This window comes from Velazquezella soli (assembly GCF_977018685.1).
In genome coordinates, this window is the sequence record NZ_CDRNXF010000004.1 from 640,099 (window position 1) to 664,826 (window position 24,728).

At 60.5% G+C, this 24,728-nt stretch carries 20 protein-coding genes; 10 read left to right on the top strand and 10 right to left on the bottom strand.

Annotation, left to right across the window (positions count from 1 at the left end; translation table 11 throughout):
- Position 1: 1 nt before the first annotated feature.
- The 4 genes from yjfF to ytfQ all read right to left on the bottom strand — a co-directional run bounded on the left by yjfF (position 2) and on the right by ytfQ (position 4,656).
- Positions 2 to 988 (bottom strand): galactofuranose ABC transporter, permease protein YjfF, encoded by a 987-nt coding sequence (gene yjfF / locus AC0JZ8_RS06710; protein ID WP_082471961.1) that lies wholly within the window; start codon positions 986 to 988, stop codon positions 2 to 4.
- A complete protein-coding gene (locus tag AC0JZ8_RS06715) occupies positions 985 to 2,019 on the bottom strand; it encodes an ABC transporter permease (RefSeq protein ID WP_192077897.1) in 1,035 nt (344 codons plus the stop codon). The genes yjfF and AC0JZ8_RS06715 overlap by 4 nt, the downstream gene beginning before the upstream one ends.
- Positions 2,019 to 3,524 (bottom strand): sugar ABC transporter ATP-binding protein, encoded by a 1,506-nt coding sequence (locus AC0JZ8_RS06720; RefSeq protein ID WP_471892119.1) that lies wholly within the window; start codon positions 3,522 to 3,524, stop codon positions 2,019 to 2,021. The genes AC0JZ8_RS06715 and AC0JZ8_RS06720 overlap by 1 nt, the downstream gene beginning before the upstream one ends.
- A 172-nt stretch (positions 3,525 to 3,696) precedes the next feature.
- Positions 3,697 to 4,656, bottom strand: coding sequence for a galactofuranose ABC transporter, galactofuranose-binding protein YtfQ (gene ytfQ / locus AC0JZ8_RS06725; RefSeq protein ID WP_062581523.1), 960 nt, complete (start codon positions 4,654 to 4,656; stop codon positions 3,697 to 3,699).
- A 329-nt stretch (positions 4,657 to 4,985) separates the two neighbouring features.
- Here ytfQ and araD1 point away from each other — a divergent pair, with 329 nt between their 5' ends.
- The 9 genes from araD1 (at position 4,986) to AC0JZ8_RS06770 (ending at position 17,831) form a co-directional block, all read left to right on the top strand.
- A complete protein-coding gene (araD1, locus tag AC0JZ8_RS06730; protein WP_062582998.1) occupies positions 4,986 to 5,975 on the top strand; it encodes an AraD1 family protein in 990 nt (329 codons plus the stop codon).
- Position 5,976: 1 nt separating this feature from the next.
- A complete protein-coding gene (locus AC0JZ8_RS06735; protein ID WP_471892120.1) occupies positions 5,977 to 6,909 on the top strand; it encodes a Gfo/Idh/MocA family protein in 933 nt (310 codons plus the stop codon).
- A gap of 2 nt (positions 6,910 to 6,911) precedes the next feature.
- On the top strand, positions 6,912 to 8,756 hold the full coding sequence (locus tag AC0JZ8_RS06740; RefSeq protein ID WP_471892121.1) for an IlvD/Edd family dehydratase: 1,845 nt from the start codon (positions 6,912 to 6,914) through the stop codon (positions 8,754 to 8,756).
- An 89-nt stretch (positions 8,757 to 8,845) separates the two neighbouring features.
- Entirely contained in the window at positions 8,846 to 9,907 is a 1,062-nt protein-coding gene (gene chvE / locus AC0JZ8_RS06745) for a multiple monosaccharide ABC transporter substrate-binding protein (protein WP_062462113.1), read from the top strand.
- 53 nt (positions 9,908 to 9,960) lie between these two features.
- On the top strand, positions 9,961 to 11,520 hold the full coding sequence (gene mmsA, locus AC0JZ8_RS06750; RefSeq protein WP_062462117.1) for a multiple monosaccharide ABC transporter ATP-binding protein: 1,560 nt from the start codon (positions 9,961 to 9,963) through the stop codon (positions 11,518 to 11,520).
- Positions 11,521 to 11,522: 2 nt separating this feature from the next.
- Positions 11,523 to 12,713 (top strand): multiple monosaccharide ABC transporter permease, encoded by a 1,191-nt coding sequence (gene mmsB, locus AC0JZ8_RS06755; protein ID WP_062462120.1) that lies wholly within the window; start codon positions 11,523 to 11,525, stop codon positions 12,711 to 12,713.
- Positions 12,714 to 12,929: 216 nt separating this feature from the next.
- The gene (gene mprF, locus AC0JZ8_RS06760) at positions 12,930 to 15,506 is read left to right on the top strand and encodes a bifunctional lysylphosphatidylglycerol flippase/synthetase MprF (protein WP_471892122.1); all 2,577 of its coding nucleotides are present in this window, start codon (positions 12,930 to 12,932) and stop codon (positions 15,504 to 15,506) included.
- Positions 15,503 to 16,891 carry a virulence factor family protein gene (locus AC0JZ8_RS06765; protein ID WP_471892123.1) on the top strand — a complete coding sequence of 463 codons (1,389 nt, stop codon included), beginning with the start codon at positions 15,503 to 15,505 and terminating at the stop codon, positions 16,889 to 16,891. The genes mprF and AC0JZ8_RS06765 overlap by 4 nt, the downstream gene beginning before the upstream one ends.
- 286 nt (positions 16,892 to 17,177) lie before the next feature.
- Complete coding sequence (locus tag AC0JZ8_RS06770; RefSeq protein ID WP_062462125.1) at positions 17,178 to 17,831, top strand: TerC family protein; 654 nt, start codon at positions 17,178 to 17,180, stop codon at positions 17,829 to 17,831.
- Positions 17,832 to 17,872: 41 nt separating this feature from the next.
- On the opposite strand, the gene AC0JZ8_RS06775 is transcribed toward AC0JZ8_RS06770, so the two are convergent.
- Complete coding sequence (locus AC0JZ8_RS06775) at positions 17,873 to 18,952, bottom strand: acyltransferase family protein (RefSeq protein ID WP_471892124.1); 1,080 nt, start codon at positions 18,950 to 18,952, stop codon at positions 17,873 to 17,875.
- 172 nt (positions 18,953 to 19,124) lie between these two features.
- Here AC0JZ8_RS06775 and AC0JZ8_RS06780 point away from each other — a divergent pair, with 172 nt between their 5' ends.
- The gene (locus AC0JZ8_RS06780) at positions 19,125 to 19,937 is read left to right on the top strand and encodes an MBL fold metallo-hydrolase (RefSeq protein ID WP_062462131.1); all 813 of its coding nucleotides are present in this window, start codon (positions 19,125 to 19,127) and stop codon (positions 19,935 to 19,937) included.
- Here AC0JZ8_RS06780 and AC0JZ8_RS06785 read toward each other — a convergent pair.
- From AC0JZ8_RS06785 to AC0JZ8_RS06805, 5 genes are all read right to left on the bottom strand, one after another.
- Positions 19,904 to 20,830, bottom strand: a complete 927-nt coding sequence (locus AC0JZ8_RS06785) for a methylenetetrahydrofolate reductase (RefSeq protein WP_471892125.1) — start codon at positions 20,828 to 20,830, stop codon at positions 19,904 to 19,906. The genes AC0JZ8_RS06780 and AC0JZ8_RS06785 overlap by 34 nt on opposite strands.
- A 167-nt stretch (positions 20,831 to 20,997) precedes the next feature.
- The gene (locus tag AC0JZ8_RS06790) at positions 20,998 to 21,843 is read right to left on the bottom strand and encodes a dipeptide ABC transporter ATP-binding protein (protein WP_471893334.1); all 846 of its coding nucleotides are present in this window, start codon (positions 21,841 to 21,843) and stop codon (positions 20,998 to 21,000) included.
- Positions 21,844 to 21,848: 5 nt separating this feature from the next.
- A complete protein-coding gene (locus tag AC0JZ8_RS06795) occupies positions 21,849 to 22,706 on the bottom strand; it encodes an ABC transporter ATP-binding protein (RefSeq protein WP_082471963.1) in 858 nt (285 codons plus the stop codon).
- 2 nt (positions 22,707 to 22,708) lie between these two features.
- Positions 22,709 to 23,626 carry an ABC transporter permease subunit gene (locus AC0JZ8_RS06800; RefSeq protein ID WP_062462138.1) on the bottom strand — a complete coding sequence of 306 codons (918 nt, stop codon included), beginning with the start codon at positions 23,624 to 23,626 and terminating at the stop codon, positions 22,709 to 22,711.
- Positions 23,627 to 23,655: 29 nt separating this feature from the next.
- Complete coding sequence (locus AC0JZ8_RS06805; protein ID WP_062462141.1) at positions 23,656 to 24,660, bottom strand: ABC transporter permease subunit; 1,005 nt, start codon at positions 24,658 to 24,660, stop codon at positions 23,656 to 23,658.
- Positions 24,661 to 24,728: the final 68 nt, after the last annotated feature.

A 24,728-nucleotide genomic window follows, 5' to 3' on the forward strand; every position in this document is an offset into this window, starting at 1 on the left:
ACTAGATCTCCTTAAGCCGACTCTCGGCCAATCGCCGGTTTGAATACCAGATGATACCGCGCTGCAACACAATGAACACGAAAAGGAGGATGCCGATGACGATCTTCGTCCACCAGGACGACAGGGTTCCGTCGAAGACGATGTAAGTCTGGATCAGGCCTTGGATAAGGATGCCGACGAACGTGCCGGCTACAAGCCCGACGCCGCCGGTCAAAAGCGTACCGCCGATGACGACGGCTGCAATCGCATCGAGTTCGACGCCGACGGTGGCCAGCGAATAACCCGACGAGGTATAAAGCGTGTAGGCAATGCCGGCCAAGCCCGACAGGAAGCCTGACAGGGCATAGATGCCGATCGTCGTGGAGCCGACGGGTACGCCCATCAGCTCCGCCGACTGGATATTGCCGCCGATCGCGTAGACATTCGCGCCGAACCGCGTCCTTCCGGCAATGAACCCGCCGATGATGAAGACGAGCAGCATCAAAATCGCAAGCGCCGTCAGCCGCCCGCCGCCGGGAAAGCGAAAGTAGAAACCCTGGATCGCGTCGATCATCTCGTGGCTGATCGGTACCGACGCGGTGGAAATCAGGTAGGCGGCACCGCGCGCGAGAAACATGCCGGCCAGTGTGACGACGAAAGGCGGAATGCCGAGATAACGGATCATCGCACCCATCAGGCTGCCAAACAGCGTGGAGATGACGAGAACGGCCAAGAACGCGGTGAGGGGGTGCAGGCCGAGCGAGCCGACGGCTACGGCGACAAAGACGCTTGTGAAGGCGATGACCGAGCCGATCGAGAGATCGATGCCTCCTGACAGAATGACGAAGGTCATGCCGACAGCGGCGATGCCGAGAAACGCATTGTCGGTCAGCAGATTGCCTATCACCCTCGTCGACAGCATGTTCGGAAACTGCAGGATGCAGAGCCCGTAGGCTATGACGAAGATGGCAAGCGTCGTGACGAAGGGAAGGTTGCGGGTGTGGATCATCTTGCCGCTCCTTCAACCTTGGAAACCGGGTTCTTGCTGGCTTTCGGCTGCGACCTCAAGAAGCCGAGCATGGTGATCACGGCGGGTGATTGCAGTGTCAGCACGATGATGATGATGCCGGCCTTGATGATGAGGTTGAATTCCGGCGGGAAGCCGGAAACGAGAATGCCGGTGTTGATCGACTGGATGATCAGCGCGCCGATCAGCGACGCTGTGATCGAGAAGCGCCCGCCGTTCAGCGACGTGCCGCCGATGACGACCGCGAGGATCGCATCGAGTTCAAGCCAGAGACCGGCATTGTTGGCATCGGCGCCGCGGATATCGGCGGTCACGATCAGACCGGCGACTGCGGCACACAGGCCCGAGATCGCATAGACGAAGAACAGCAGGAAGCGGGCCTTCACACCGGCAAGCGTTGCGGCACGGCGGTTGATGCCGGTCGCCTCGATCAGGAAGCCGAGCGCCGAGCGGCGGACCAGCAGGCCGACGAGAAGGCCGGTGCCGAGCCAGAGAAAGATCGGGATCGGAATGCCGGCGAAGGAACCGGATCCGAGCGCCGAAAACGTGTCGTCATTGAAGGTGAGGATGACGCCCTCTGTGATCAGCTGGGCAATCCCGCGTCCCGCCACCATCAGGATCAGCGTTGCGATGATCGGCTGGATATCGAGGAGGGCAACGAGAATGCCGTTCCAGAGACCGCAGACGAGGCCGATGCCGAGCGATACGACGATGACGACCGGGATCGGATATCCATCGGCGATCAGCGTTGCGGCAACGGCACCGCAGATGGCGATGACGGCGCCGATCGAAAGATCGATACCGCGCGTCGCGATGACCAGCGTCATGCCGATTGTCAGAAGTGCCACCGGCGCGGCGCGCACCAGAATGTCGATGAGGCTGCCGTAAACGCGGCCGTTCTGGACCGAGATCGTCAGGAAGCCGGGCGCAATCGCCGTGATCATCCCGAGGATGATCACAAGTGCAATCAGCTGCGGCGCCAGTCGCTTGAGGCGACGGGTTATCGGGTTCATCAGGCGGCCTCCGTCCGGTTCGGTGCGGCAATCGCCTGCATGATATTGTCGGCGTTGACGTCGCTGCCGGTGAGTTCCGCCACGTGGCGGCGGTCGGAAAGAACAATGACCCGGTGGGCGATCGCCGTCAGTTCCTCAAGTTCCGAGGAAATCACAACAAGCGACATGCCTTCGGCACACAGCCGCTCGATCATTTTCAGGATTTCCGCGTGAGCGCCGATATCGATGCCGCGGGTCGGTTCGTCGAGGATCAGAAGCCGTGGGTCCGTCGCCAGCCAGCGGGCAAGGATCGCCTTTTGCTGGTTGCCGCCGGAGAGGAATTTGATCGGCCGCTGGGCATCCGCGGGGCGAATGTCCAAGGATTTGATAAACCCTTCAGCCAGAGCCTGGCGCTCACGCGACGAAATCGGTTTTGCCCAGCCCTGACGGGCCTGCAGTGCCAAAGCGATATTGTCGGCCACGGAAAGATCGCCGATGATTCCATCCGTCTTGCGTTCTTCCGGACAGAAGCCGAACCCGTTCGAAATGGCCGCGACCGGCGAGGAGAGGGCGATCTCCTGGCCGTCGATGCTGGCTGTGCCGCTGTCTGCGCGGTCGATGCCAAAAAGGAGGAAGGCCGTTTCGCTGCGGCCAGACCCGAGAAGTCCGGCGACGCCGACGACTTCGCCTGGGCGGATGTCGAGATCGAACGGGGCGACGCTGCCGCGTTTTCCGTAGCCGGCGAAACGAATGGGCGCCTCGCCGGTCGGGGCGATGGTTTCTTCCTGGGCCTGATGCTCGCGGGTAATGTCCTGCAGCTCACGGCCGAGCATCATCGAGATGAGTTCGAGACGCGGCAGTTCGGCCAGCGCGCGGCTGCCCACCAGTCTGCCATTGCGCAACACGGTGACCCGGTCGGCCACCGCATAGACCTGGTTCAGGAAGTGGGTGATGATGATGATGCCGAGACCCTGTTCGCGCAGCCGGCGAAGGACGACGAACAGCATTTCGACTTCCTGGCTGTCGAGACTTGCGGTCGGCTCGTCGAGAACAAGCACCTTGCCGGACAGATCGACGGCACGGGCAATCGCGACGATCTGGCGGATCGCGACGGAATAGGAGGAGAGAAGGGCATCGACGTCGATATCGAGGCCGTATCTCGCGAGAAGCGCTTTCGCGCGCCGACGCATCTCGCGTCGGTCGATGAACCCGAAGCGGCTTGGTTGGCGACCGAGGAACAGGTTTTCGGCCACCGTGAGGTTTTCGAGAAGATTGACTTCCTGATAGACGGTGCCGATGCCGAGCGCCTGCGCTTCCGCGACGTTGGCCGGCGTCACGTCATGGCCATCCAGCCGCATCTCGCCGCGGTCACGCGTGTAGACACCTGTCAGGATCTTGATCAACGTGGATTTGCCGGCGCCATTTTCGCCAAGCAGCGCGTGGATTTCGCCCCGCTGCAGCGTGAAATCCACGCCCTCAAGCGCGGTGACGCCGAGAAAGGATTTGCCGACGCCCCTTGCTTCCATGAGCGGATCATCGAGACGTTCTCGGTCTGTGGCGGAGAACGAATTTTCTGAGGAAGTCTGTATGTCTGTCATGCTCCAGCCCGCATAAGTGGAGGCCGGGACAGCTCTTGAAAAAGCTGCCCCGGTTGAAAACTGCCCGGCTCGGTCGAGAGCTAGATCGGGCGGCGGGAGATCAGTAGCCGAGGCCCTTCTTGGCTTCGTACACCTTCATCGGGTCATCAGAAGCCGTGTACAGCTTCGATTCTGTCTGGATCCACTTTGGTGGTTCCTTCTTGTCCTTCAGGTAGGCTTCGAGTGCGTCGAGCGCGGGGCCTGCCATGTTCGGCGTGAGCTCCACAGTCGCGTTTGCTTCACCCTTCGACATAGCCTGGAAAATATCCGGAACGGCGTCGATCGAGACGACCTTGATGTCGGTGCCCGGCTTCAGGCCGGCTTCCTTGATGGCCTGGATCGCGCCGACGGCCATGTCGTCATTATGAGCGTAAACGGCGCAGATGCCCTTGCCGCCGCCTTCTGCCTTGATGAAGCTTTCCATGACTTCCTTACCCTTGGTGCGGGTAAAGTCACCGGTCTGCGAACGCGCGATCTTGATGTTCGAATGCGAGGCAATAGCCTGTTCGAAACCCTTCTTGCGGTTGATGGCAGGTGAGGAACCGGTGGTTCCCTGCAGTTCCACGACCTTGCAGTCCTTGGAGCCGACATCCTTCACCAGCCAGTCGCCTGCAACCTTGCCTTCAAAGGTCTGGTCAGAGGTGACGGCCGTCAGGTAGAGATCTTTCGGTGCATCGATTTCGCGGTCGAGAAGGATGACAGGGATCTTTTCTTCCTTGGCTTCCTTCAGGACTGCGTCCCAGCCGGTGGCAACGACAGGTGCGATCAGGATCGCATCGACGCCCTGGGCGATAAAGCCGCGGATTGCCTTGATCTGGTTTTCCTGCTTCTGCTGCGCATCGGCAAACTTGAGGGTGATGCCGCGCTTTTCGGCCTGCTGCTTCGTCACTGTCGTTTCGGCAGCGCGCCAGCCGGATTCAGATCCGATCTGCGAGAAGCCGATTGTCAGGGATTTTGCGGAAACGCTCGACGCTAGGCATGCGGTAACAACGGCGGTAGCCGCCCATAGTGCTCTCTTCATCTTAAATCCTCCCAGAGATGATAAGAAAACTGACGGTCGAAGGTTTGGCATATAATCATACTTTTGCAAGACGCAAAATTGCGAAAAATCACGCTTTCGAAACGCGATTTTGCGAGATCCTCATTTATCTATATGATTCCACTCGCTATTTAGAATTCTCCCTTGTTTACGATGATGGCACTCTGAAGCTATCTCGTTCTTGACAGTACGTCCCGTTATCCAATAGTCGTATTAATGACGCATCGGATCGTGATCTGATGGGAGGGGTTGGCGCGGTTTCGGGAGACACTGCGCTTCAATATTATCAGACTTATCGGATGGCAGGGCATATGTTGCGAATTCTTCAGGTTGCGAGCTTGTCTGGCGATGTTCAGGTTGTCGCCTGGAGCGGAGATACTCCGCGCGTCGTCAATGGCGTTTCCTCAACCTACGAGCTTGCCCAGAAGGCCATTGCAGCAGGCCTGAGTCTGGCGCAGCAGATCGAAGCACTCGGGCTTGGTGATGAAGTCGACCTCGACGTTGCCGCGCAGAGCGGACGTCTTGGTCTGCCGGTCTCGCATCCCGATCCAGCCCATTTCATCGTTGCCGGCACCGGCCTCACGCATCTCGGTTCCGCCGATGGTCGCGACAAGATGCACAAGGCAGCGCAGTCGGAAGAAAAGCCGACCGATTCCATGCGCATGTTCCTGATGGGCGTCGAGGGCGGCAAGCCGAAGGATGGCGAAGTCGGTGCGCAGCCGGAATGGTTCTACAAGGGCAATGGAACGCAGCTGCGCGCAACCGGCGAAGATCTCGTTTCTCCCTCGTTCGCGCTTGATGGCGGCGAGGAGCCGGAACTGGCGGCGATCTATCTGATCGGCCCCGACGGCACGCCGTTCCGCCTCGGTTTCTGCCTCTCCAACGAGTTTTCCGATCACGTGACCGAGAAGGGCAACTATCTCTGGCTTGCCCATTCCAAGCTGCGCCAGGCAGCGCTCGGGCCGGAACTTCTGGTCGGCGAACTGCCTGATCATGTCGAAGGCACGTCGCGCATCCGTCGTGGTGACGAGGTGATCTTCGAAAAGCCGTTCCTGTCGGGCGAAGCTAACATGTCGCACTCGATCGCCAACCTCGAATACCACAATTTCAAATACGACCTGTTCCGCCAGCCGGGCGATCTGCATGTCCATTTCTTCGGCACGGCGACGCTGTCGGTCTCGCATGGCATCAAGACCGAAGCCGGCGATGTGTTCGAGATCGATGCGGCGCCGTTCAAGCTTCCGCTCGTGAACCGTCTGGCTGTGGCAGCGGAAACGCCTGTCGCGATCAAGGCGCTCTGAGGTGGCCATGACCCCCATTCGTCTCGCTATCGTCGGACTTGGCAAGATTGCCAGGGACCAGCATCTCGGCGCAATCGAAGCGACCGACGGGATCGATCTCGTCGCAGTCGCCAGCCGCAACGCCTCGCTCGAAAATGTCGCGTGTTTTGCCGATATTCACGAGCTGCTGGCCTCCGGCGTCGAAATCGACGCCGTCTCTCTCTGTACGCCGCCCCAGGGCCGGTTCGAGCAGGCAAAGGCGGCGCTTGAAGCCGGCAAGCATGTAATGCTCGAAAAGCCGCCGGGCGCAACGCTTTCGGAAGTCTTTGCGCTGGAAACGCTGGCGAGGGAAAAAGGCCTCAGCCTGTTTGCAACATGGCATTCCCGCGCTGCCGCGGCTGTCGAGCCTGCACGGGCGCTGATGGCCGAGCGGACGCTGAAAAGCGTTTCGGTCGAGTGGAAGGAAGATGTTCGCCACTGGCATCCGGGTCAGGCGTGGATCTGGGAGCCGGGCGGTCTCGGCGTTTTCGATCCCGGCATCAATGCTCTGTCGATCGTCACGCGGATCATGCCCGAAAAGTTTCATCTCGTGCGCTCCGAACTGACCTTTCCGGCCAATCGTGCCGCGCCGATCGCTGCAAGCCTTGCCTTCGAAACGAAAAGCGGCTTGCCTGTGGCGGCCGAATTCGACTGGCGTCAGACGGGGCCGCAGACCTGGGACATCCGGGTCGAGACCGAAGAGGGCACGATCGTCCTCACCCACGGCGGCAGCCGCCTGATCGTCGACGGCGAGGCGCAGATCGTCGAGGAAGATCGCGAATATCGCAATCTGTATCGGGATTTCGTAGCGCTCGTCACCAAGGGTGACAGCGATACGGATTTCTCACCGCTGGTGCATGTGGCGGATGCCTTCATGCTTGGCCGGCGCATTGAAACTGAAGCATTCGAGGACTGAAGATGAGCAATTCGGAAAACGCGCCCTCAAGTGAAATCGCCGAAACCGGAGAGCGCCGCCAGGACGCGCGTAAGCTGCGGTCGCGCGCCTGGTTCGACAATCCTGACAATGTCGACATGACCGCGCTCTATCTCGAGCGCTACATGAACTTCGGTCTCAGCCAGGCCGAACTTCAGTCGGACCGGCCGATCATCGGCATCGCCCAGACCGGTTCGGACCTGTCGCCGTGCAACCGCCACCATCTGGAGCTTGCCAACCGTCTGCGCGAAGGTATTCGCGAAGCGGGCGGCATCGCCATCGAATTTCCGGTGCATCCGATCCAGGAAACCGGCAAGCGCCCGACCGCGGGCCTTGACCGCAACCTAGCCTATCTCGGCCTTGTCGAAGTTCTCTACGGTTACCCGCTCGATGGCGTCGTGCTGACGATCGGCTGCGACAAGACCACGCCAGCCTGTCTTATGGCCGCTGCCACCGTCAACATTCCAGCCATCGCCCTGTCGGTCGGCCCGATGCTGAACGGCTGGTTCCGCGGTGAACGCACCGGTTCCGGGACGATCGTCTGGAAGGCACGCGAACTTCTGGCCAAGGGCGAGATCGATTACGCGGGCTTTGTGAAGCTTGTCGCGTCTTCGGCACCATCCACCGGCTATTGCAACACAATGGGCACGGCAACGACGATGAATTCGCTGGCCGAAGCGCTGGGCATGCAGCTGCCGGGTTCGGCCGCCATCCCGGCTCCTTACCGTGACCGCCAGGAAGTCTCGTATCTCACTGGCCTTCGCATCGTCGAAATGGTCAGGGAAGACCTGAAGCCTTCGGATATTCTGACCAAGGACGCTTTCATCAACGCCATCCGCGTCAATTCCGCGATCGGCGGCTCGACCAATGCGCCGATCCATCTGAACGCGCTCGCCCGCCATACCGGCGTGGAACTGACGGTCGACGACTGGCAGACCTATGGCGAGGAAGTGCCTCTCCTGGTCAACCTGCAGCCAGCCGGCGAATATCTCGGTGAAGACTATTACCATGCCGGCGGTGTTCCGGCTGTTGTCAACCAGCTGATGACGCAGGGCCTCATCAACGAAGATGCGATGACGGTGAACGGTAAGACGATCGGCGACAACTGTCGCGGTGCGATCATCGAGGACGACAAGGTCATCAAGCGTTACGACGAACCGCTGAAGGCACGGGCCGGCTTCCGCGTTCTGCGCGGCAACCTGTTCTCCTCGGCCATCATGAAGACCAGCGTCATTTCGCCGGAGTTCCGCGAGCGCTACCTGTCCAACGCCAGCGATCCTGAAGCTTTCGAAGGCCGTGCCATCGTGTTCGACGGTCCTGAGGATTACCATCACCGCATCGACGATCCATCGCTCGAGATCGACGAGCATTCGGTTCTCTTCATGCGCGGTGCCGGTCCGATCGGTTATCCGGGCGCTGCCGAAGTGGTCAACATGCGCGCTCCCGATTACCTTCTGAAACGGGGTATCAGCTCGCTCGCCTGCATCGGTGATGGACGCCAGTCCGGCACGTCGGGCAGCCCGTCGATCCTCAACGCGTCTCCGGAAGCGGCAGCAGGTGGTGGTCTTGCACTTTTGAAGACCGGCGACCGTGTGCGCATCGATCTCGGTCGCGGCGAAGCCAACATCCTGATTTCGGATGATGAGCTTGCACAACGTCGAAGCACTCTGGACGCCGAGGGCGGCTATCGCTATCCGAAGCACCAGACGCCGTGGCAGGAAATCCAGCGCGGCATCGTCGGGCAGATGGAAACCGGCGCGGTTCTCGAACCGGCTGTGAAATACCAGCGCATTGCGCAGACCGAAGGTCTGCCGCGCGACAATCACTGACCTGAAAAAGGTCGTGAGGGGAGGCGGGGAGCCTCTCCCGGATAATACGGCAGCTTAATTGTGAGCTGCTTGAAACGGAGGAGTTACTTATGAAAATTTTGAAACTCATGACCACGGTTGCAATTTTCGCAGGTGTCGCGCTCGCGTCGCCTGTGTTTGCTGCAGACAAGGGTCTCGTCGGCGTCGCGATGCCGACCAAGTCTTCTGCCCGCTGGATCGCCGATGGCGACAACATGGTCAAGGTTCTGAAAGAACGTGGCTATGACGTGGACCTTCAGTACGCTGAAGACGATATCCCGAACCAGCTGTCGCAGATTGAAAACATGGTCACCAAGGGTGCCAAGGTTCTCGTCATTGCATCGATCGACGGCACGACACTGTCCGACGTTCTGCAGCAGGCTGCCGATCAGAAGATCAAGGTCATTGCCTATGACCGCCTGATCCGCGAAACACCGAATGTCGACTACTACGCGACCTTCGACAACTTCCAGGTCGGCGTTCAGCAGGCAACCTCGCTGGTAAAGGGCCTCAAGGCCGATACCGAAAAGGGCCCGTTCAACATCGAACTGTTCGGCGGTTCGCCGGACGACAACAACGCCTTCTTCTTCTATAACGGTGCGATGAGCGTCCTTCAGCCGCTGATCGACAAGGGCACGCTCAAGGTCGGCTCCGGCCAGACCGGCATGGACAAGGTCGCGACCCTTCGTTGGGATCCGGCAACTGCCCAGTCTCGCATGGACGCCATCCTGTCCTCGACCTATTCCGACAAGAAGCTGAACGGCGTTCTGTCTCCCTATGACGGTATCTCGCTCGGCATCATCTCGTCGCTGAAGGGCGTCGGCTACGGTTCCGGCGACATGCCGATGCCGATCGTCTCCGGTCAGGATGCGGAAGTGCCTTCGGTCAAGTCGATCATCGCCGGCGAACAGTATTCGACGATCTACAAGGACACGCGCGAACTCGCGAAGGTCACCGTAGACATGGTCGATGCTGCCATGAACGGCAAGGAACCGGTTGTCACCGACACCAAGACCTATGACAACGGCAAGAAGGTCGTTCCGTCCTACCTGCTGAAGCCAGTTGTCGTCGACAAGACGAACTGGAAGGTCCTCGTCGATACCGGCTACTACCAGGAATCGCAGCTCAAGTAAGTCTCTGGCCGCGCGGCGCAAGCGTCGCGCGGCTTCCTATTCCAGGAGTTCTCATGCTTGATCCTGTATTGTCGGCGGACAAACCGCCTATTTTGGAAATGCGCGGCATTTCAAAAAGTTTTGGCGCCGTTAAGGCGCTTTCGGACGTCAGCTTTACCGTCAAGGAAGGCGAGATTCACGCCCTTGTCGGCGAAAACGGTGCCGGCAAGTCGACGCTGATGAAGGTGCTTTCGGGCGTGTACCCGCATGGTTCCTACGAAGGCTCGATCCTGTTCGACGGCGAGGAACGCCACTTCCGCGACATCAACGATTCCGAAAAGCTCGGTATCATCATCATTCACCAGGAGCTCGCGCTCATCCCGCTGATGTCGATTGCCGAGAACATCTTTCTCGCGAACGCGCCATCCAAGTACGGAGTGATCGACCGCGATGCTCGCTACATCCGCACGAAGGCCCTGCTCGCCAAGGTCGGTCTCGTTGCCGAGGTGCCCGAAACCCTCATCACCAACCTCGGTGTCGGCAAGCAGCAGCTGGTCGAGATCGCCAAGGCACTGTCCAAGGACGTGCGCCTGCTGATCCTCGACGAGCCGACCGCTTCGCTCAACGAAACCGACAGCGCAGCCCTGCTCGAACTCCTCAAGGAATTCCGCCGCAACGGCATTACCTCGATCATGATCAGCCACAAGCTGAACGAGATCTCGGAAGTTGCTGATCGCATCACCGTGCTGCGCGACGGTCGTACGGTCGGCACGCTTGACTGTCACGAAGGTCCGGTCGACGAGGACGAGATCGTCCGTCGCATGGTCGATCGCGATCTCGAAAGCCGTTACCCGAAGCGCGAGCCGAAGATCGGCGAGGTGATCTTCGAGGTCGACGACTGGTCCGTCCACCATCCGCAGCATTCGCACCGCAAGGTGGTCAAGAACGTGTCCATGAAGGTCCGGGCCGGCGAAGTCGTCGGCATCTCCGGCCTGATGGGGTCCGGCCGCACCGAGTTCGCGATGAGCGTGTTCGGTCGCGCCTATGGCCGCGATATTTCCGGCACCGTGAAGATCCATGGCAAGCCAGCGGATACATCGGACGTGCACCGGGCGATCAAGGCGGGCCTTGCCTATGTCACGGAAGACCGCAAACATCTCGGGCTGATCCTGTCTGAGGACATCCGCAAGAATGTCTCGCTCGCGCACCTGGGCGGCGTTTCGTCACGCGGCGTGATCGACGACATCCGTGAAATGAAGGTTGCCCAGGAATTCCGCGACCGTATGCGGATCCGCAGCCATAACGTCTACCAGGAAACCGGCAAGCTTTCCGGCGGCAACCAGCAAAAGGTCGTGCTGTCGAAATGGCTGTTCACCAACCCGGACATCCTGATCCTGGACGAACCCACACGCGGCATCGATGTCGGCGCCAAGTACGAAATCTATTCCATCATCAACGAACTTGCGGATGCCGGTAAGGCAGTCATCGTGATCTCGTCCGAAATGCCCGAGCTCATCGGCATCTGCGACAGGATCATGGTCATGCACGAGGGCGAATTTGTCGGCGAAGTCGCCGGCGAAGAGGCAACGCAGGAAAATATCATGCGCGCTATCATGCGCCGCAAGGGGAGATAATTATGAGCACTCCGCAGGAAGCAATTACCGCTCCCAAGGCGGCGACAGGTTTCTGGAAGGAAAATCTTCGTGACTACGGGATGCTGATCTCGCTGGTCGTGATCGTCATCTTCTTCCAGGTCGCAACGGGGGGCGTTCTGCTGAAGCCGCTCAACATCACCAACATCGTTCTCCAGAACAGCTATATCGTCATCATGGCGCTCGGCATGCTGATGGTGATCGTAACCGGCCACATCGACCTTTCGGTCGGTTCGGTCGCCGGTTTCGTCGGCGCGGTCGCGGCGATGCTGATGGTGCAGTACAGCTTCGACTTTGTCACGGCGAGCATCATCTGCCTCGTGCTCGGTGGCGTGATCGGCGCAATGCAGGGCTATTTCGTCGCCTATTTCAGGATTCCGTCCTTCATCGTGACGCTTGCCGGCATGCTGGTCTTCCGCGGGTTCATGATCGCGGTCCTTAGCGGCCGGTCGATCGGTCCCTTCGATCCGACCTTCCAGAAGTTGTCTTCCGGCTTCATCCCGGAACTGATCTCCTCGACGGGCGGCCTTTATCTGACGTCCTTCATCATCGGCCTGGTACTGGCCGCCCTGATGGTCTGGCAGAACTTCAGAAGCCGCGCACGGCGTGTCGAGCATGGCGTCGAATCCGAACCGATGGCTTTCTTCATCGGCAAGAACATCCTTGTCATGGCTGCCATCGGCTATGTCGCCTACCTGATCTCGTCGCACCGCGGCCTGCCCAACGTGCTGATCATCATGGCCGTGCTGATCGTCGCCTACGGCTTCTTCACCAACCGCACGATCATCGGACGGCAGATCTATGCGGTCGGTGGCAATGCCCGCGCAGCCGAGCTGTCCGGCATCAAGACCGTGCGTCTGGTGTTCTGGACCTTCGTCAACATGGGTGTGCTGGCAGCGCTTGGCGGCCTCGTCGTTGCCGCTCGCCTCAACAGCGCGACCCCGAAGGCCGGCACAGGCTTCGAGCTCGACGTCATCGCGGCCTGCTTCATCGGCGGCGCCTCGGCTTACGGCGGCGTTGGCAAGGTCACGGGTGCCGTCATCGGCGCCTTCCTGATGGGCGTGATGAACAACGGCATGTCGATCCTCGGCATCGGCATCGACTATCAGCAGGTCATCAAGGGTCTGGTTCTGCTCGGCGCCGTCTGCGTCGACGTCTACAACCAGCGCCGTTGAGCCCTCATCACAGAGAGACAGCGAAAGGCGGAAGCTGCAGCTTCCGCCTTTTTTATTGCGACGCCGATGCGCTAAACCCTTATTGAAAGTAGGCGAGTGCCTACGTAATGAGGGCGGCAACACAGACATATTATTGCCGCGATCGGGTCGCCTTAGCTGCCCGGCTCGTTCGGGGAGAAATCCCCGGCAATGCTTCAACAACCGGCATGACCATTGATGTCCACAGATCAGCAGAAGACCGGCCTCCGCGAGACGTTTGAAAACTATCGCGGCTATCTCGTTCCCTTCATCATCCTCGTGGTCTTCGGCTTCACGACGTTTGCGATCTACGATCTGACTACCGAAGTCAGTTATGACGACGTGCTTGCAGCGCTTGCGGCCACGAAGGCATCGTCCATCCTTCTCGCGATCTTCTTCACCGCGCTGAGTTTTGTTGCCCTGACCGGATACGACCTCAACGCACTCTCCTATATCGGCAAGAAGCTGCCACCGGTGCCGGTCGCGATGACCGCGTTCAGCGCCTATGCGGTTGGCAACACAGCCGGTTTCGGTGCCTTGAGCGGCGGCGCGATCCGATTCCGCGGTTACTCGCGGCTGGGCCTCAGCCCCGACGACATCGGCCGCGTGATCGCCTTTGTCACGCTCGCCTTCGGGATCGGCCTGCTTGGGGTGACTGCGATCGCATCGCTTGTCACGGCGCCTCGGATCGGCAGCCTGCTCGGCATCGGCGAGGGCTGGGTGCGCGGCATTGCGGTTGCGATTATCGTGGTGCTCTCAGCGCTTGTCGTTGCCGGCTGGAATGGCCGCGAAGTGGCGTTGGGCAGGCTGAAGCTGCGGCTTCCCGATACGAAAACCTCGTCGCAGCAGTTCCTGATCACGGCGCTCGATATCGCTGCCTCGGCGTCAGTTCTTTACGTGCTTCTGCCGCAGACGGATATCGGCTGGCCGTCGTTCCTGGCGATCTATGCCACGGCTGTCGGTGCCGGCGTTCTCAGCCACGTTCCGGCGGGGCTGGGCGTGTTCGAGACGATCATCGTTGCGGCGCTCGGAAGCACTGTCGATATCGATCAGGTTCTCGGCAGCCTTGTTCTCTACCGGGTTATCTATCACGTGCTGCCGCTTCTGGTCGCGACGCTGTTCGTGATCGGCATGGAGGTGCAGCAGCTTTCCAACCATCCGGTCGCCTCGACGCTGCGCAAGCTCGAATTCCGTCTGGCGCCGCTTCTGCTTGCCGCATTCGCGATGATCGCCGGTGCCATGCTGGTGTTTTCGGGCGTCACGCCAACGCCGGATTCGGATCTCGATTTCCTCTATAACTATCTGCCGCTGCCGGTTGTCGAAGGTGCGCATTTTCTGTCAAGCATTCTCGGCATCGTTCTTTTTGCTTCGGCCCGCGGTGTGAGCCAGAGGCTCGACGGGGCGTGGTGGACGGCAACGGCTTGTTCCGCGCTGGCTTTGCTGCTCGCCTTCGTGCGTGCGGTCGCGGTGTTTGAAGCGATCTTTCTGGTCATTCTGCTCGCCGGCCTGTTGCTCAGCGCCCGGCAGTTCACGCGTCCGGCGTCACTCCTCCGGCAGGTCCTGACGCCTGCATGGGTCGTGGCGATGCTGGTGCTGGTGGCAGCCGCGATCACAGTGCTTCTGTTTGTCTATCGCGAGGTGGAATACAGCCGGGAGCTCTGGTGGCAGTTCGAGTTTTCCGCCGAAGCGCCGCGCGGGCTTCGCGCGATCCTCGGCGTGGCGATCGTTGCCGGCACAATCGCGATTGCGAGCCTGTTGCGCCCGGCTGCGACCCGCACGGCACACTCCACGCCGGAGGAACTGGAGCGGGCGATCTCGATCGTCCGGCAGCAGGACATCGCGGATGCGAATGTCGTGCGCATGGCCGACAAGCGGTTGATGTTTTCCGCAAACGGCAAGGCCTTCATCATGTACGGCATTCAGGGTCGTTCCTGGATCGCCTTGTTCGATCCGGTCGGCCCGGCAGAGGAAATCCCCGAACTGGTCTGGAGCTTCGTGGAAGAGGCGAGGGCCCAGGGCGGACGGGCCGTCTTCTACCAGATTTCGCCGGCGCTTCTGCCTTACTGCGCCGATGCCGGCATGCGAGCCGTCAAGCTCGGAGAACTGGCGATCGTCGATCTGGAGCGCTTCGATCTCAAGGGAAGTCGTCTCGCCGGTCTGCGCCAGGCCGTCAACAAGGGTCTTCGCGAAGGGCTCGAATTCGACGTGATCGAGCAGGCGGATGTGATGGGCTCGATCGAGGATCTGCGCCGCGTGTCCGATACCTGGCTCGCAGCCCATGAGACACGCGAAAAGACGTTTTCGCTCGGGGCCTTCCAGGATGCCTATGTGGCATCCCAGCCGGTGGCGGTGCTGCGCACGCAGGGAAAGATCGTCGCCTTTGCAACGCTGTCGCTGACGGAGACGAAGCAGGAGGCAACCGTCGACCTTATGCGGTTTGCGCCGGATGCGCCCAGAGGCTCGATGGATTTCCTGTTCGTCCGCTGCATGGAATATCTACAGGCTGCCGGGTACAAGACCTTCAACCTCGGCATGGCGCCACTTTCCGGGATGGCACAGAGGGAAGCCGCCCCTGTCTGGGACCGGATCGGCAGCGTGATCTTCGAACACGGCGAGCGCTTCTACAATTTCAAAGGCCTGAAGGCATTCAAAACCAAGTTTCACCCGCACTGGGAACCGCGCTATCTTGCGGTGGCAAGCGTCAGTCCTGCCATCGCGATGGTGGATGCGACGCTGCTGATTGGCGGGGGCTTGAGAGGAGTGGTCGGAAAATGATGATCTTGTCCCGAATTCTCGCCGTCGGCATTCTGCTGGCCGGCACCGGTCTTGCCTCCGCTCAGCAGCCTGCTTCCGAGCAAACCGGTTCGCAGACGGATGACTACAAGACCGGAATGATCGCCTCGCCACATATCACTCTGCCCGCCGACAAGGATCTGAAGGCGATGGTCTTCCTGATCTCGAAGGGCGCAGGCTGGGGTGCCGAGGAAGAGAGCCAGGCCAAGGCGCTTGTCGATCAGGGGGCGGCGGTGGTCGGTATCGATTACCCGTCCTACATCGCGTCGCTCGCCAAGGATGACGGCGATTGCATCTACATGGTCTCCGATATCGAAGATCTGTCGCAGCAGGTGCAGCGCCGGATCGGCAATGCCAGTTACCGGCATCCGATCATTGCCGGCATCGGGGATGGCGCAGCGCTTGCGCTCGGCATGATCGCGCAAAGCCCGTTTGCGACGATCTCGAAAGCCATCGCAGTCGATCCGACGGCCGGCATTCCGCTCGAAAAGGTTCTCTGCACCCCCGCGACCAAGGAAAAGGCCGGCGACCGGACGATCTACGGCTTTACCGATGGAAAGCTGCCGGCCGACGTGACGATCGGCTTGACCGATGCGGCCGATGCCGCCGGCAAGGACCACGCCACCAGCCTCAAGGCCGGTTGGCCGGATCTTGAGCTCAAGGACGTATCCGGGCCTGCAACTGAAGCGCTCGCAGATCTCCTCGACACGGCGATTGAAGGTGACGGCAATAGCGATCAACTCGATCTGCCAGTAACGGTCCTGGACACGAAACCGACACTCGACACGATGGCGGTTGTCTATTCCGGCGATGGCGGATGGCGTGATATCGACAGCGAGCTCGGCGGTTATCTGCAGGCCCAGGGTGTGCCTGTGGTCGGGGTGGATTCGCTGCGGTATTTCTGGAAGGAACGCACGCCGCAGGAAACGGCGGATGATCTCGTCAAGATCATCGACACGTACCGGCGCCAGTGGAACGTGAAAAACGTGGTGCTGATCGGCTATTCATTCGGAGCCGACATCCTGCCGGCGACCTTCAACGTCCTGCCGGCTGCGACCAAAGCGAGGGTGAAACAGATTTCGCTGCTGGCGCTGTCGAAAGAGGTCGATTTCGAGATTTCCGTTACCGGTTGGCTTGGTGTTGCCGGTGAGGGCAAGAACGGCGACAGCATTTCCGATATCGCCAAGATCGATCCGCATGTCGTGCAGTGCCTTTATGGTACCGACGAAGACGACGATCCTTGCCCGACGCTGAAACCGCAGGGTATCGAGACGGTCGGCATCGAAGGCGGACACCATTTCGATGAAGATTACGAGGGGCTTGGAAAGCTCATTCTTGAGAGCCTCCACAAGCGGCTGACCAAGTAGAAGCCGTTTTCCCGCGAAGAAATCACACTCCCGTGAGCTGGTTCGTGAGTTGGGGCTTGATTTCTGCGGCTCCCAAGATAAATCTCAGCGCACCAGGACCGGGCCCCTCTGGCAGTTCGCAGGAACTGTGATGTCGGACTGGATTGTTCAACTTCAGGTGCCTGGTGTTTGTGGGGGTCGTCACTCGACCTTGACGGCAATCGAATGGATAGCGGTGAATTTCCGCCCGTAATTCGTCGCCCCTCTCCACGACATGGGTGCTCCGTATTGAAAGATCGGGTACCAAATGATGGAATTCTTTACGCCGGAGGCACTGTCCGCCCTCGCGCAAGTAATCATGATCGACCTTGTTCTGGCGGGTGACAACGCAATCGTCATCGGCCTCGCCGCCGCCGGACTGCCCAAGGATCAGCGCGCCAAGGCGATCCTGATCGGTATCATTGCCGCCACCGTGCTGCGTATCGGTTTTGCGCTTGCCACGACCCAGCTTCTGCAGATCGTCGGCCTGCTTCTTGCCGGTGGTGTCCTGCTTCTTTGGGTCTGCTGGAAGATGTGGCGCGAGCTGCGCACTCCGCACAGCCATGAGGACGATGCCGAAAATGTCGTCTCGAAGGCCGTCGAGGAAGGCGAGAACGCGTCCGTCAGCGGTGCGCCACGCAAGACCTTCGCCCAGGCTGCCTGGCAGATCGTCATCGCCGACGTTTCCATGTCGCTCGACAACGTTCTGGCCGTTGCCGGTGCCGCACACGAACATCCCGAAGTGCTGATCTTCGGCCTCATTCTTTCGATCGCCTTGATGGGTATCGCGGCAAGCTTCATCGCCCGCCTGCTCAACAAGCATCGCTGGATTGCCTATGTCGGTCTGGTCGTCATCCTCTACGTTTCGCTGGAGATGATCTACCGCGGCGTTCTGGAAGTCATGCCTTACATCAACGGCTGAGTGCACAAGACCCTGCGGCGGTTTTTCCGCCGCGGGGTCCCTCAGGCAAAGCGGGCGCGCAGTCGCGTCAGGCTGGCCTGAACGGGCTTTGAAAGCCTAATGATCGCCCGTCTCGCGGCAGGCTCAACTGTTCTTGCGATGATCATCGCGACAGCCAACAATCCCCCAATCAACAAAGCCAGAATGGCGAAGCGATTGTCCGACGTGCCGAAATTGGCAAAGGCGGCATAGCCGATATTTTGATGCAGAAGGTAAAGCGGATAGGTCAGCCCGCCGAGCGAGATCGCGAGCCCTCTCTTGATCGGCAGTGTCGGCGCGTAGATCGCGATCGTCACGGCCGCAAGCGCCAGCGGCCCCATCGCGGCCAGGCCCGCGGCATTTCTTTCAAGACCATACATGGATACAAATTCCGGCTCCGTCAGGAACGGTGCAGCGATGGCCCAGCCGGCTGCGAGGCTGAGCACTGCAAAGCTTGCCCGGGAGTTTTCCAGTCGCGTCCGAAACAGCGCCAATCCGAAGGCAAAATAGCCTGAATACTGGGTGATCAGCAGTTTCTGCAGCACGACGCTTTGCAGCGCTGTCTCGTTCAGCACCGAAATGGCAAGCCAGACCGTGACGATGAGACGCCAGTGCGACTTCAACAGGCCTGTTGCGAGAGCGACGAAGATCCAGCCGTAGAAGATGATCTCGTAGGCGATCGTCCAGTATGCTCCGTCGAGGAAGGGTTGGCCGAATACGCGCGACAGGATCACGAGATGGGCCAGCCATTGCCGCACCGTCGGGGCACTGAGCGCCGGGACCGGCCAGATCGACAGGACGACGGCGGTGATGGTGGCGCAGACGACGAATGTCGGCCAGAGCCTTGCAAACCGTCCAGCGGCAAAATCAAAGGCCGATCGACCTTCTGCCGACATCATGATGACGTAGCCGGAGATGGCAAAGAAGATCAGCAGGCCGATATCGAACCACTTGGCTATCGGCGCGAGCTCCGGAAAGCCGATCCCGGCGCCTTCTCCGGTGATCCGCATGCGAAAACCGTAGTGGAAGAACAGGACGAGCAGGGCCGAGACCAGCCGGAGCAGATCGAGGTTCAAGAGCCGCACAGGCTTTGCTTCCGTCATCACAGCCTCCCGGCAACCGCAACATCGCTACAGCGTATCGCGGCCGCGTTGGGAAAGCGTGAATGAGGCCGGCTGCTCTTGCCGCTTTACCGGAATGTGGCTCCCAGCCTCTATCGGGAAGTCCGTTCTCGTCTATAACCGATTGATCGCGGTTATCCGGAGCGGGGGGCTCATGACGGTTTTTCTTTGCAATGCCTGTAGCACATCCTATCCCGATCGTGCCGAACCACCCGCATCTTGCCCGATCTGCCTCGACGACCGGCAATATGTCCCGGCTTCCGGCCAGGCGTGGGTTTCCGCTGAAAAGCTCGCGCAGGGGCATGCCAATAGCTGGCTCGAACTCGAGCCCGGCCTCCTTTCCATCCGTACCGTTCCCGCGTTTGCTATCGGCCAGCGGGCGCTTCTGGTGCAGACACCGTCCGGAAACATTCTCTGGGATTGTATCGCGCTCCTCGACGACGCGACGAAGACGCTGGTCAAATCGCTGGGCGGGTTGAGCGCCATCGCGATCTCCCATCCGCACTATTACTCAACCATGCAGGATTGGGCCGAGGCCTTCGATTGCCCGATCTACATCCACGCTTTGGACAGCCAGTGGATCCAGCGTCCGTCCGATCACGTCCGCCTGTGGGACGAGGATGCGCTCGTCCTGTCTTCTTCCGCGACGCTTGTACATGCCGGCGGTCATTTCGCTGGCGGAACCGTGATGCATTGGACAGCGCGGGATGGGACAGGTGTGCTGCTCGCCGGCGATATCGTGCAGGTGACGCCGGGGGCCGACCGGGTTTCGTTCATGTGGAGCTATCCCAACATGATGCCGCTCAGCGCAGCTGAGGTGGCGGATGTCGCCGAACGGCTGGCGGCCTGGCCGTTCGAGCGGATCTACGGAGCCTTCGCCAAACAGGATATCCGCGGCAACGGCCAGGCGATCGTCGCGCGCTCGGCAAAAGACTATATCGCGCGGATTTCAGCCAGCGCAGGTTGACGCTCGTTCATCCATTCCGCGCTGGCTCTGATACCACCCAGCGGGAAGACGTGGATCTGCTCGATCAAGCTTTGCGGGTTGCGGGCCTTGTAGTCGGCAATTTCAGTCAGGAATTCGGTCGGCTCGTAGGGCACCAGGAGTTTGGAGATGTCGATGGCCCGCTTTTGGATGACGCTGATCGACGGGCCGACACCACAGGTGAGGGCGAATTTGATCAGCGTCTGAAGCTTTGTCGGTCCCGCGACGCCGAGATGGATCGGCATGCGGACGCCGGTTGCGGCGATGCGCTCCGCCCACAGGATCACCGGCCGCGAATCGAAGGCGAACTGGGTGACGATGGCAAGCTTCGCGTCGGTGCTTTCGGAATAGATCTGCTTGAACTTCAAGGCTTCGTCTACGAGCTTGGTCGTGCCGTCGAGGTCGATATCCCTGTTGCCTTCGGGGTGGCCGGCGACATGCAGCCGCTTGAAGCCATGGCGGTCGAAAATGCCGGTCTCGATCAGCTGCAGCGAACTGTCGAGAGCGCCAGCCGGGCGCGACAGGCCGCCGCCGAGGACGAGCGCCTGGTCCACACCTGCCTCGTTGTGATATCGGCTTACCCAGTCGTCGAGCATGGCGCGGCTCTCGATGCTGCGGGCCGGAATGTGCGGCATGACCTCGAAGCCATCTTCACGCAGCCGTTTGGCCGTCTTCACCATATCGTCGATCGGTGTGCCGTCGATATGGGCGATATAGACCCGGGTGTTTGCGGGCAGCAGTGTCGTGAAGTCGTCGATCTTGGCGGCCGTGCGCGGCATGACCTCGATCGAGTAGCCCGAGACCATCGACTTGAGCGAGGCGGGCTCCGGCGCTTTGTCCTGCTGCCTGCTTCTGAACAAGTTCAACAATGCCATGCCGCTACTCCCACCCTGCCATAATGACGCTCGCCGCTTTCCGGCGACCTGACAGAGGTTTCTTCTTGCATGACTCCTGATGCGAGAGATTTCTCTCTGCGTCAACTTCAAGCTCAATTCCGTGATAATGCCGACAGCTGCCGGCATTATCAGTGCATCTTAGGCGTTCAAACGGCCGAGGCAGCCTTCTTCTTAGCAATACGAGCGCGGATCGATTCCACATCGGCGCGCGGAGTCGCCTTGAACAGGGTCTGGGTATATTCGTGCTTCGGCGCGGAAAACACCTCTTCGCGCGTTCCGTATTCGACCGCCTCGCCGAAATACATCACCATCACCTCGTCGGCGATGTAGCGTACGACGGAAAGGTCGTGGCTGATGAAGACGTAGGTCAGGTTGAACTCGTCCTGCAGGTCGGCCAGCAGGTTCAGGACCTGTGCCTGAACAGAAAGATCGAGCGCCGAGACGGGTTCGTCCAGCACGAGAAGCTTCGGGTTCATCATCAGCGCACGGGCGATCGCGATGCGCTGGCGCTGGCCGCCGGAGAACATGTGCGGATAGCGGTTGTAGTGTTCCGGACCCAAGCCGACCTTGATCAGCATCTCGGTTGCGCGATCGCGCCGCTCGGATGCCGGCATCGAGGTGTTGATCGCCAGCGGTTCGCCGAGAACGTCGCCGATCTTCTGGCGCGGGTTGAGCGAACCATAGGGGTTCTGGAACACGATCTGCACCTTCTGGCGCATTTCTGATGTCAGGTGGCCGGGACGCGTATCCATCTTCTGGCCGTCGATGATCAGTTCGCCGGCCGTCGGTTCGTCGATGAAGGTGATCATGCGGGCAAGCGTGGACTTGCCGCAGCCGCTTTCGCCGACGATTGCCAGCGTCTTGCCGCGTTCAAGCTTGAAGGAAACGCCCTTGACCGCATGCACGGTCTTTTTCGGCTTCATGAAGCCAGCCGGCAGTTCGTAGTCGCGCTTGATGTCGCGCACTTCCAGCATGATGTCGGTGTTGGTCATATCGGTCATGCATTCACTCCCGAAGGCTGGTCCGGATTGCCGTCGAAAAAGGCGGAGACGGTGGTCAGTCGGTCACCCGTCGCGTTTTCCGGCAGGGCTGCGAGAAGCGCCTTGGTATAGTTGCTCTGCGGGTTCTCAAACAGCGAAAGCACGTCGGCTTCCTCCATCTTGCGGCCCTTGTACTGCACCACGACCCGGTCGGCCGTTTCGGCAACCACGCCCATGTCGTGGGTGATCATGATCAGGCCCATGCCGGTGCGGGTCTGCAGGTCCATGATCAGGTCGAGGATCTGCTTCTGGATGGTGACGTCGAGTGCCGTCGTCGGTTCGTCGGCGATCAACAGCTTCGGGTCGCAGGCAATCGCGATGGCGATCATCACGCGCTGACACTGGCCGCCCGACATCTGGTGCGGAAAGCTGTTCAGCCGTTCCGCTGGGTCCGGCAAGCCGACCAGCTTGAACAGTTCGATGGCGCGGGCGCGGCGGGCTTGTCTGTCGAGGCCGAGGTGGATGCGCAGCACTTCCTCGATCTGGAAGCCGACCGTGAAGCAAGGGTTGAGGCTTGCCACCGGCTCCTGGAAGATCATCGCGATATCCTTGCCGATCAGCTTGCGACGATCGGCAGGGCTCAGTTTCTGGAAGTCCTTGCCTTCAAACAGCATGCGGTCGGCGGTGATCTTCGCCGTCCACGGCAGAAGCCCCATGACGGCCAGCATCGAAACGGACTTGCCGGAGCCGCTTTCGCCGACGATGGCGAGCACTTCGCCCTTTTCGACCGTGATCGAGACGCCGTCGACGGCCCGGAACCAGCCGGTCGCGGTTTCGAACTCAACGGTGAGATTGTCGATTTGCAGAAGCGCCATGATCAGGACCTCTTCAGTTTCGGGTCAAGCGCATCGCGCAGGCCGTCGCCCATCAGGTTGATGGCAAGAACGGTGATGAGAATTGCAAGGCCGGGGAAGGTGACGACCCACCAGGCGCGCAGGATGAACTCGCGTGCTTCGGCCAGCATCGTGCCCCATTCGGGCGCCGGCGGCTGTGCGCCCATGCCGAGGAAGCCCAGCGCTGCTGCATCGAGGATCGCGTTCGAGAAGGACAAGGTCGCCTGGACGATGAGCGGTCCGGTGCAGTTCGGCAGGATGGTGCGGAACATCAGACGGATCGGACCGGCGCCGGCGATGCGGGCAGCGGTGACGTAATCCTTCGTCTTCTCTTCCATGACGGCGGCGCGGGTCAGTCGCACGAAATGAGGCTGCAGGGTGAGCGCGATCGCGATCATGCCGTTGGTGAGGCTGGGCCCCAGGATTGCGACCAGAACCAGCGCCAGAAGCAACGACGGAAACGCCAGGATGATGTCCATCAGGCGCATGATCACCGTATCGATCCAGCCGCGATAGTAGCCCGCGATCAGGCCGACGAGAATGCCGCCGAGCAGCGACAGCGTCGTCACGAACAGGCCGATGAACAGCGAATACTGTGCGCCGTAGATCAGGCGCGAAAGAATGTCGCGACCGACAGGGTCTGTTCCGAGAAGAAAGCTCCAGCTGCCGCCTTCGGCCCATACCGGCGGCCGCAGCACGGCGTCACGATACTGTTCGAACGGTGAATGCGGGGCAATCACCGGAGCGAGGACGGCTACGACCACGAGAGCGATGAAAACGAACAGGCCGATGACGGCACCGCGGTTTTCGGAAAAGTAGAACCAGAACTCCTTGAGCATCTGGCGGCGCATCTGCCCGGTCGTGACGATCTCTGGCGTCTTGGCGGTTATTGCATCTGCCATGGGATTTTTCTCCTTCTTATCTCGGCGGATCAGTGGCGGATACGGGGATTGATGAGGCCGTACATGAGGTCGACGATGAGGTTGACCGTCATGATGATCGCCGCGATCAGAAGCAGGCCACCCTGGATGACCGGGTAGTCGCGACGGAAGACGCTATCGACCATCCACTTGCCGATGCCCGGCCAGGAAAAGATCGTCTCGGTCAGGATCGCGCCCGCAAGCATGACGCCGATCTGCAAACCGATGGTGGTGATGACCGGGATCATCGCGTTGCGCAGCGCATGCACGCCGACGACGCGGAACGGCGACAGGCCCTTGGCGCGGGCGGTACGCACGTAGTCTTCGGACAGCACTTCCAGCATGGCCGAGCGGGTCTGGCGGGCGATGACGGCAAGCGGGATGGTGGCAAGCACGATCGACGGCAGCGCCAGATGGCTGATGGCCGAGGAGAAGGCACCCTTTTGCCCCGACAGCAGCGAGTCGATCAGCATGAAGCCGGTGACCTGCGGGAAGTAGAACATAAGTGAGATGCGACCCGAAACCGGGAACCACTGCAACGTGCCGGAAAACAGAATGATCAGCAGCAGGCCCCACCAGAAGATCGGCATCGAATAGCCGACCAGCGCGATGCCCATCAGGCCCTGGTCAAAGATCGAACCCCGCTTCATGGCGGCGATGACGCCGGCGGGAATGCCGAGCGCAACGGCGATGATCATTGCGCAGATGGACAGCTCGACGGTCGCTGGAAACAGCGCCCAGAACTGGTCGAGGATCGGCTTCTTGGAGACGATCGAGGAGCCGAAGTCGCCGGTCAGCACGCCGCCGAGATAATCGAAATACTGGATGACCATCGGGCGGTCCATGCCAAGCTGGGCGCTGATCTGCGCATGCCGCTCGGGCGACATGACGCGCTCACCGGACAAGAGCATGACCGGATCGCCCGGCAGGAGCCGGATGAAGGAAAAGGCGATGATCGAGACCCCGAGGAAGGTCGGGATCAGCACGGCGAGGCGCCGCAGTAGCAAACCAAACATTGTAAGCCTTTGTGGAAGGGGCTCCGGTCGATTTCAGACCGTGTCAAGCCACGAACCGAGCCATTTCG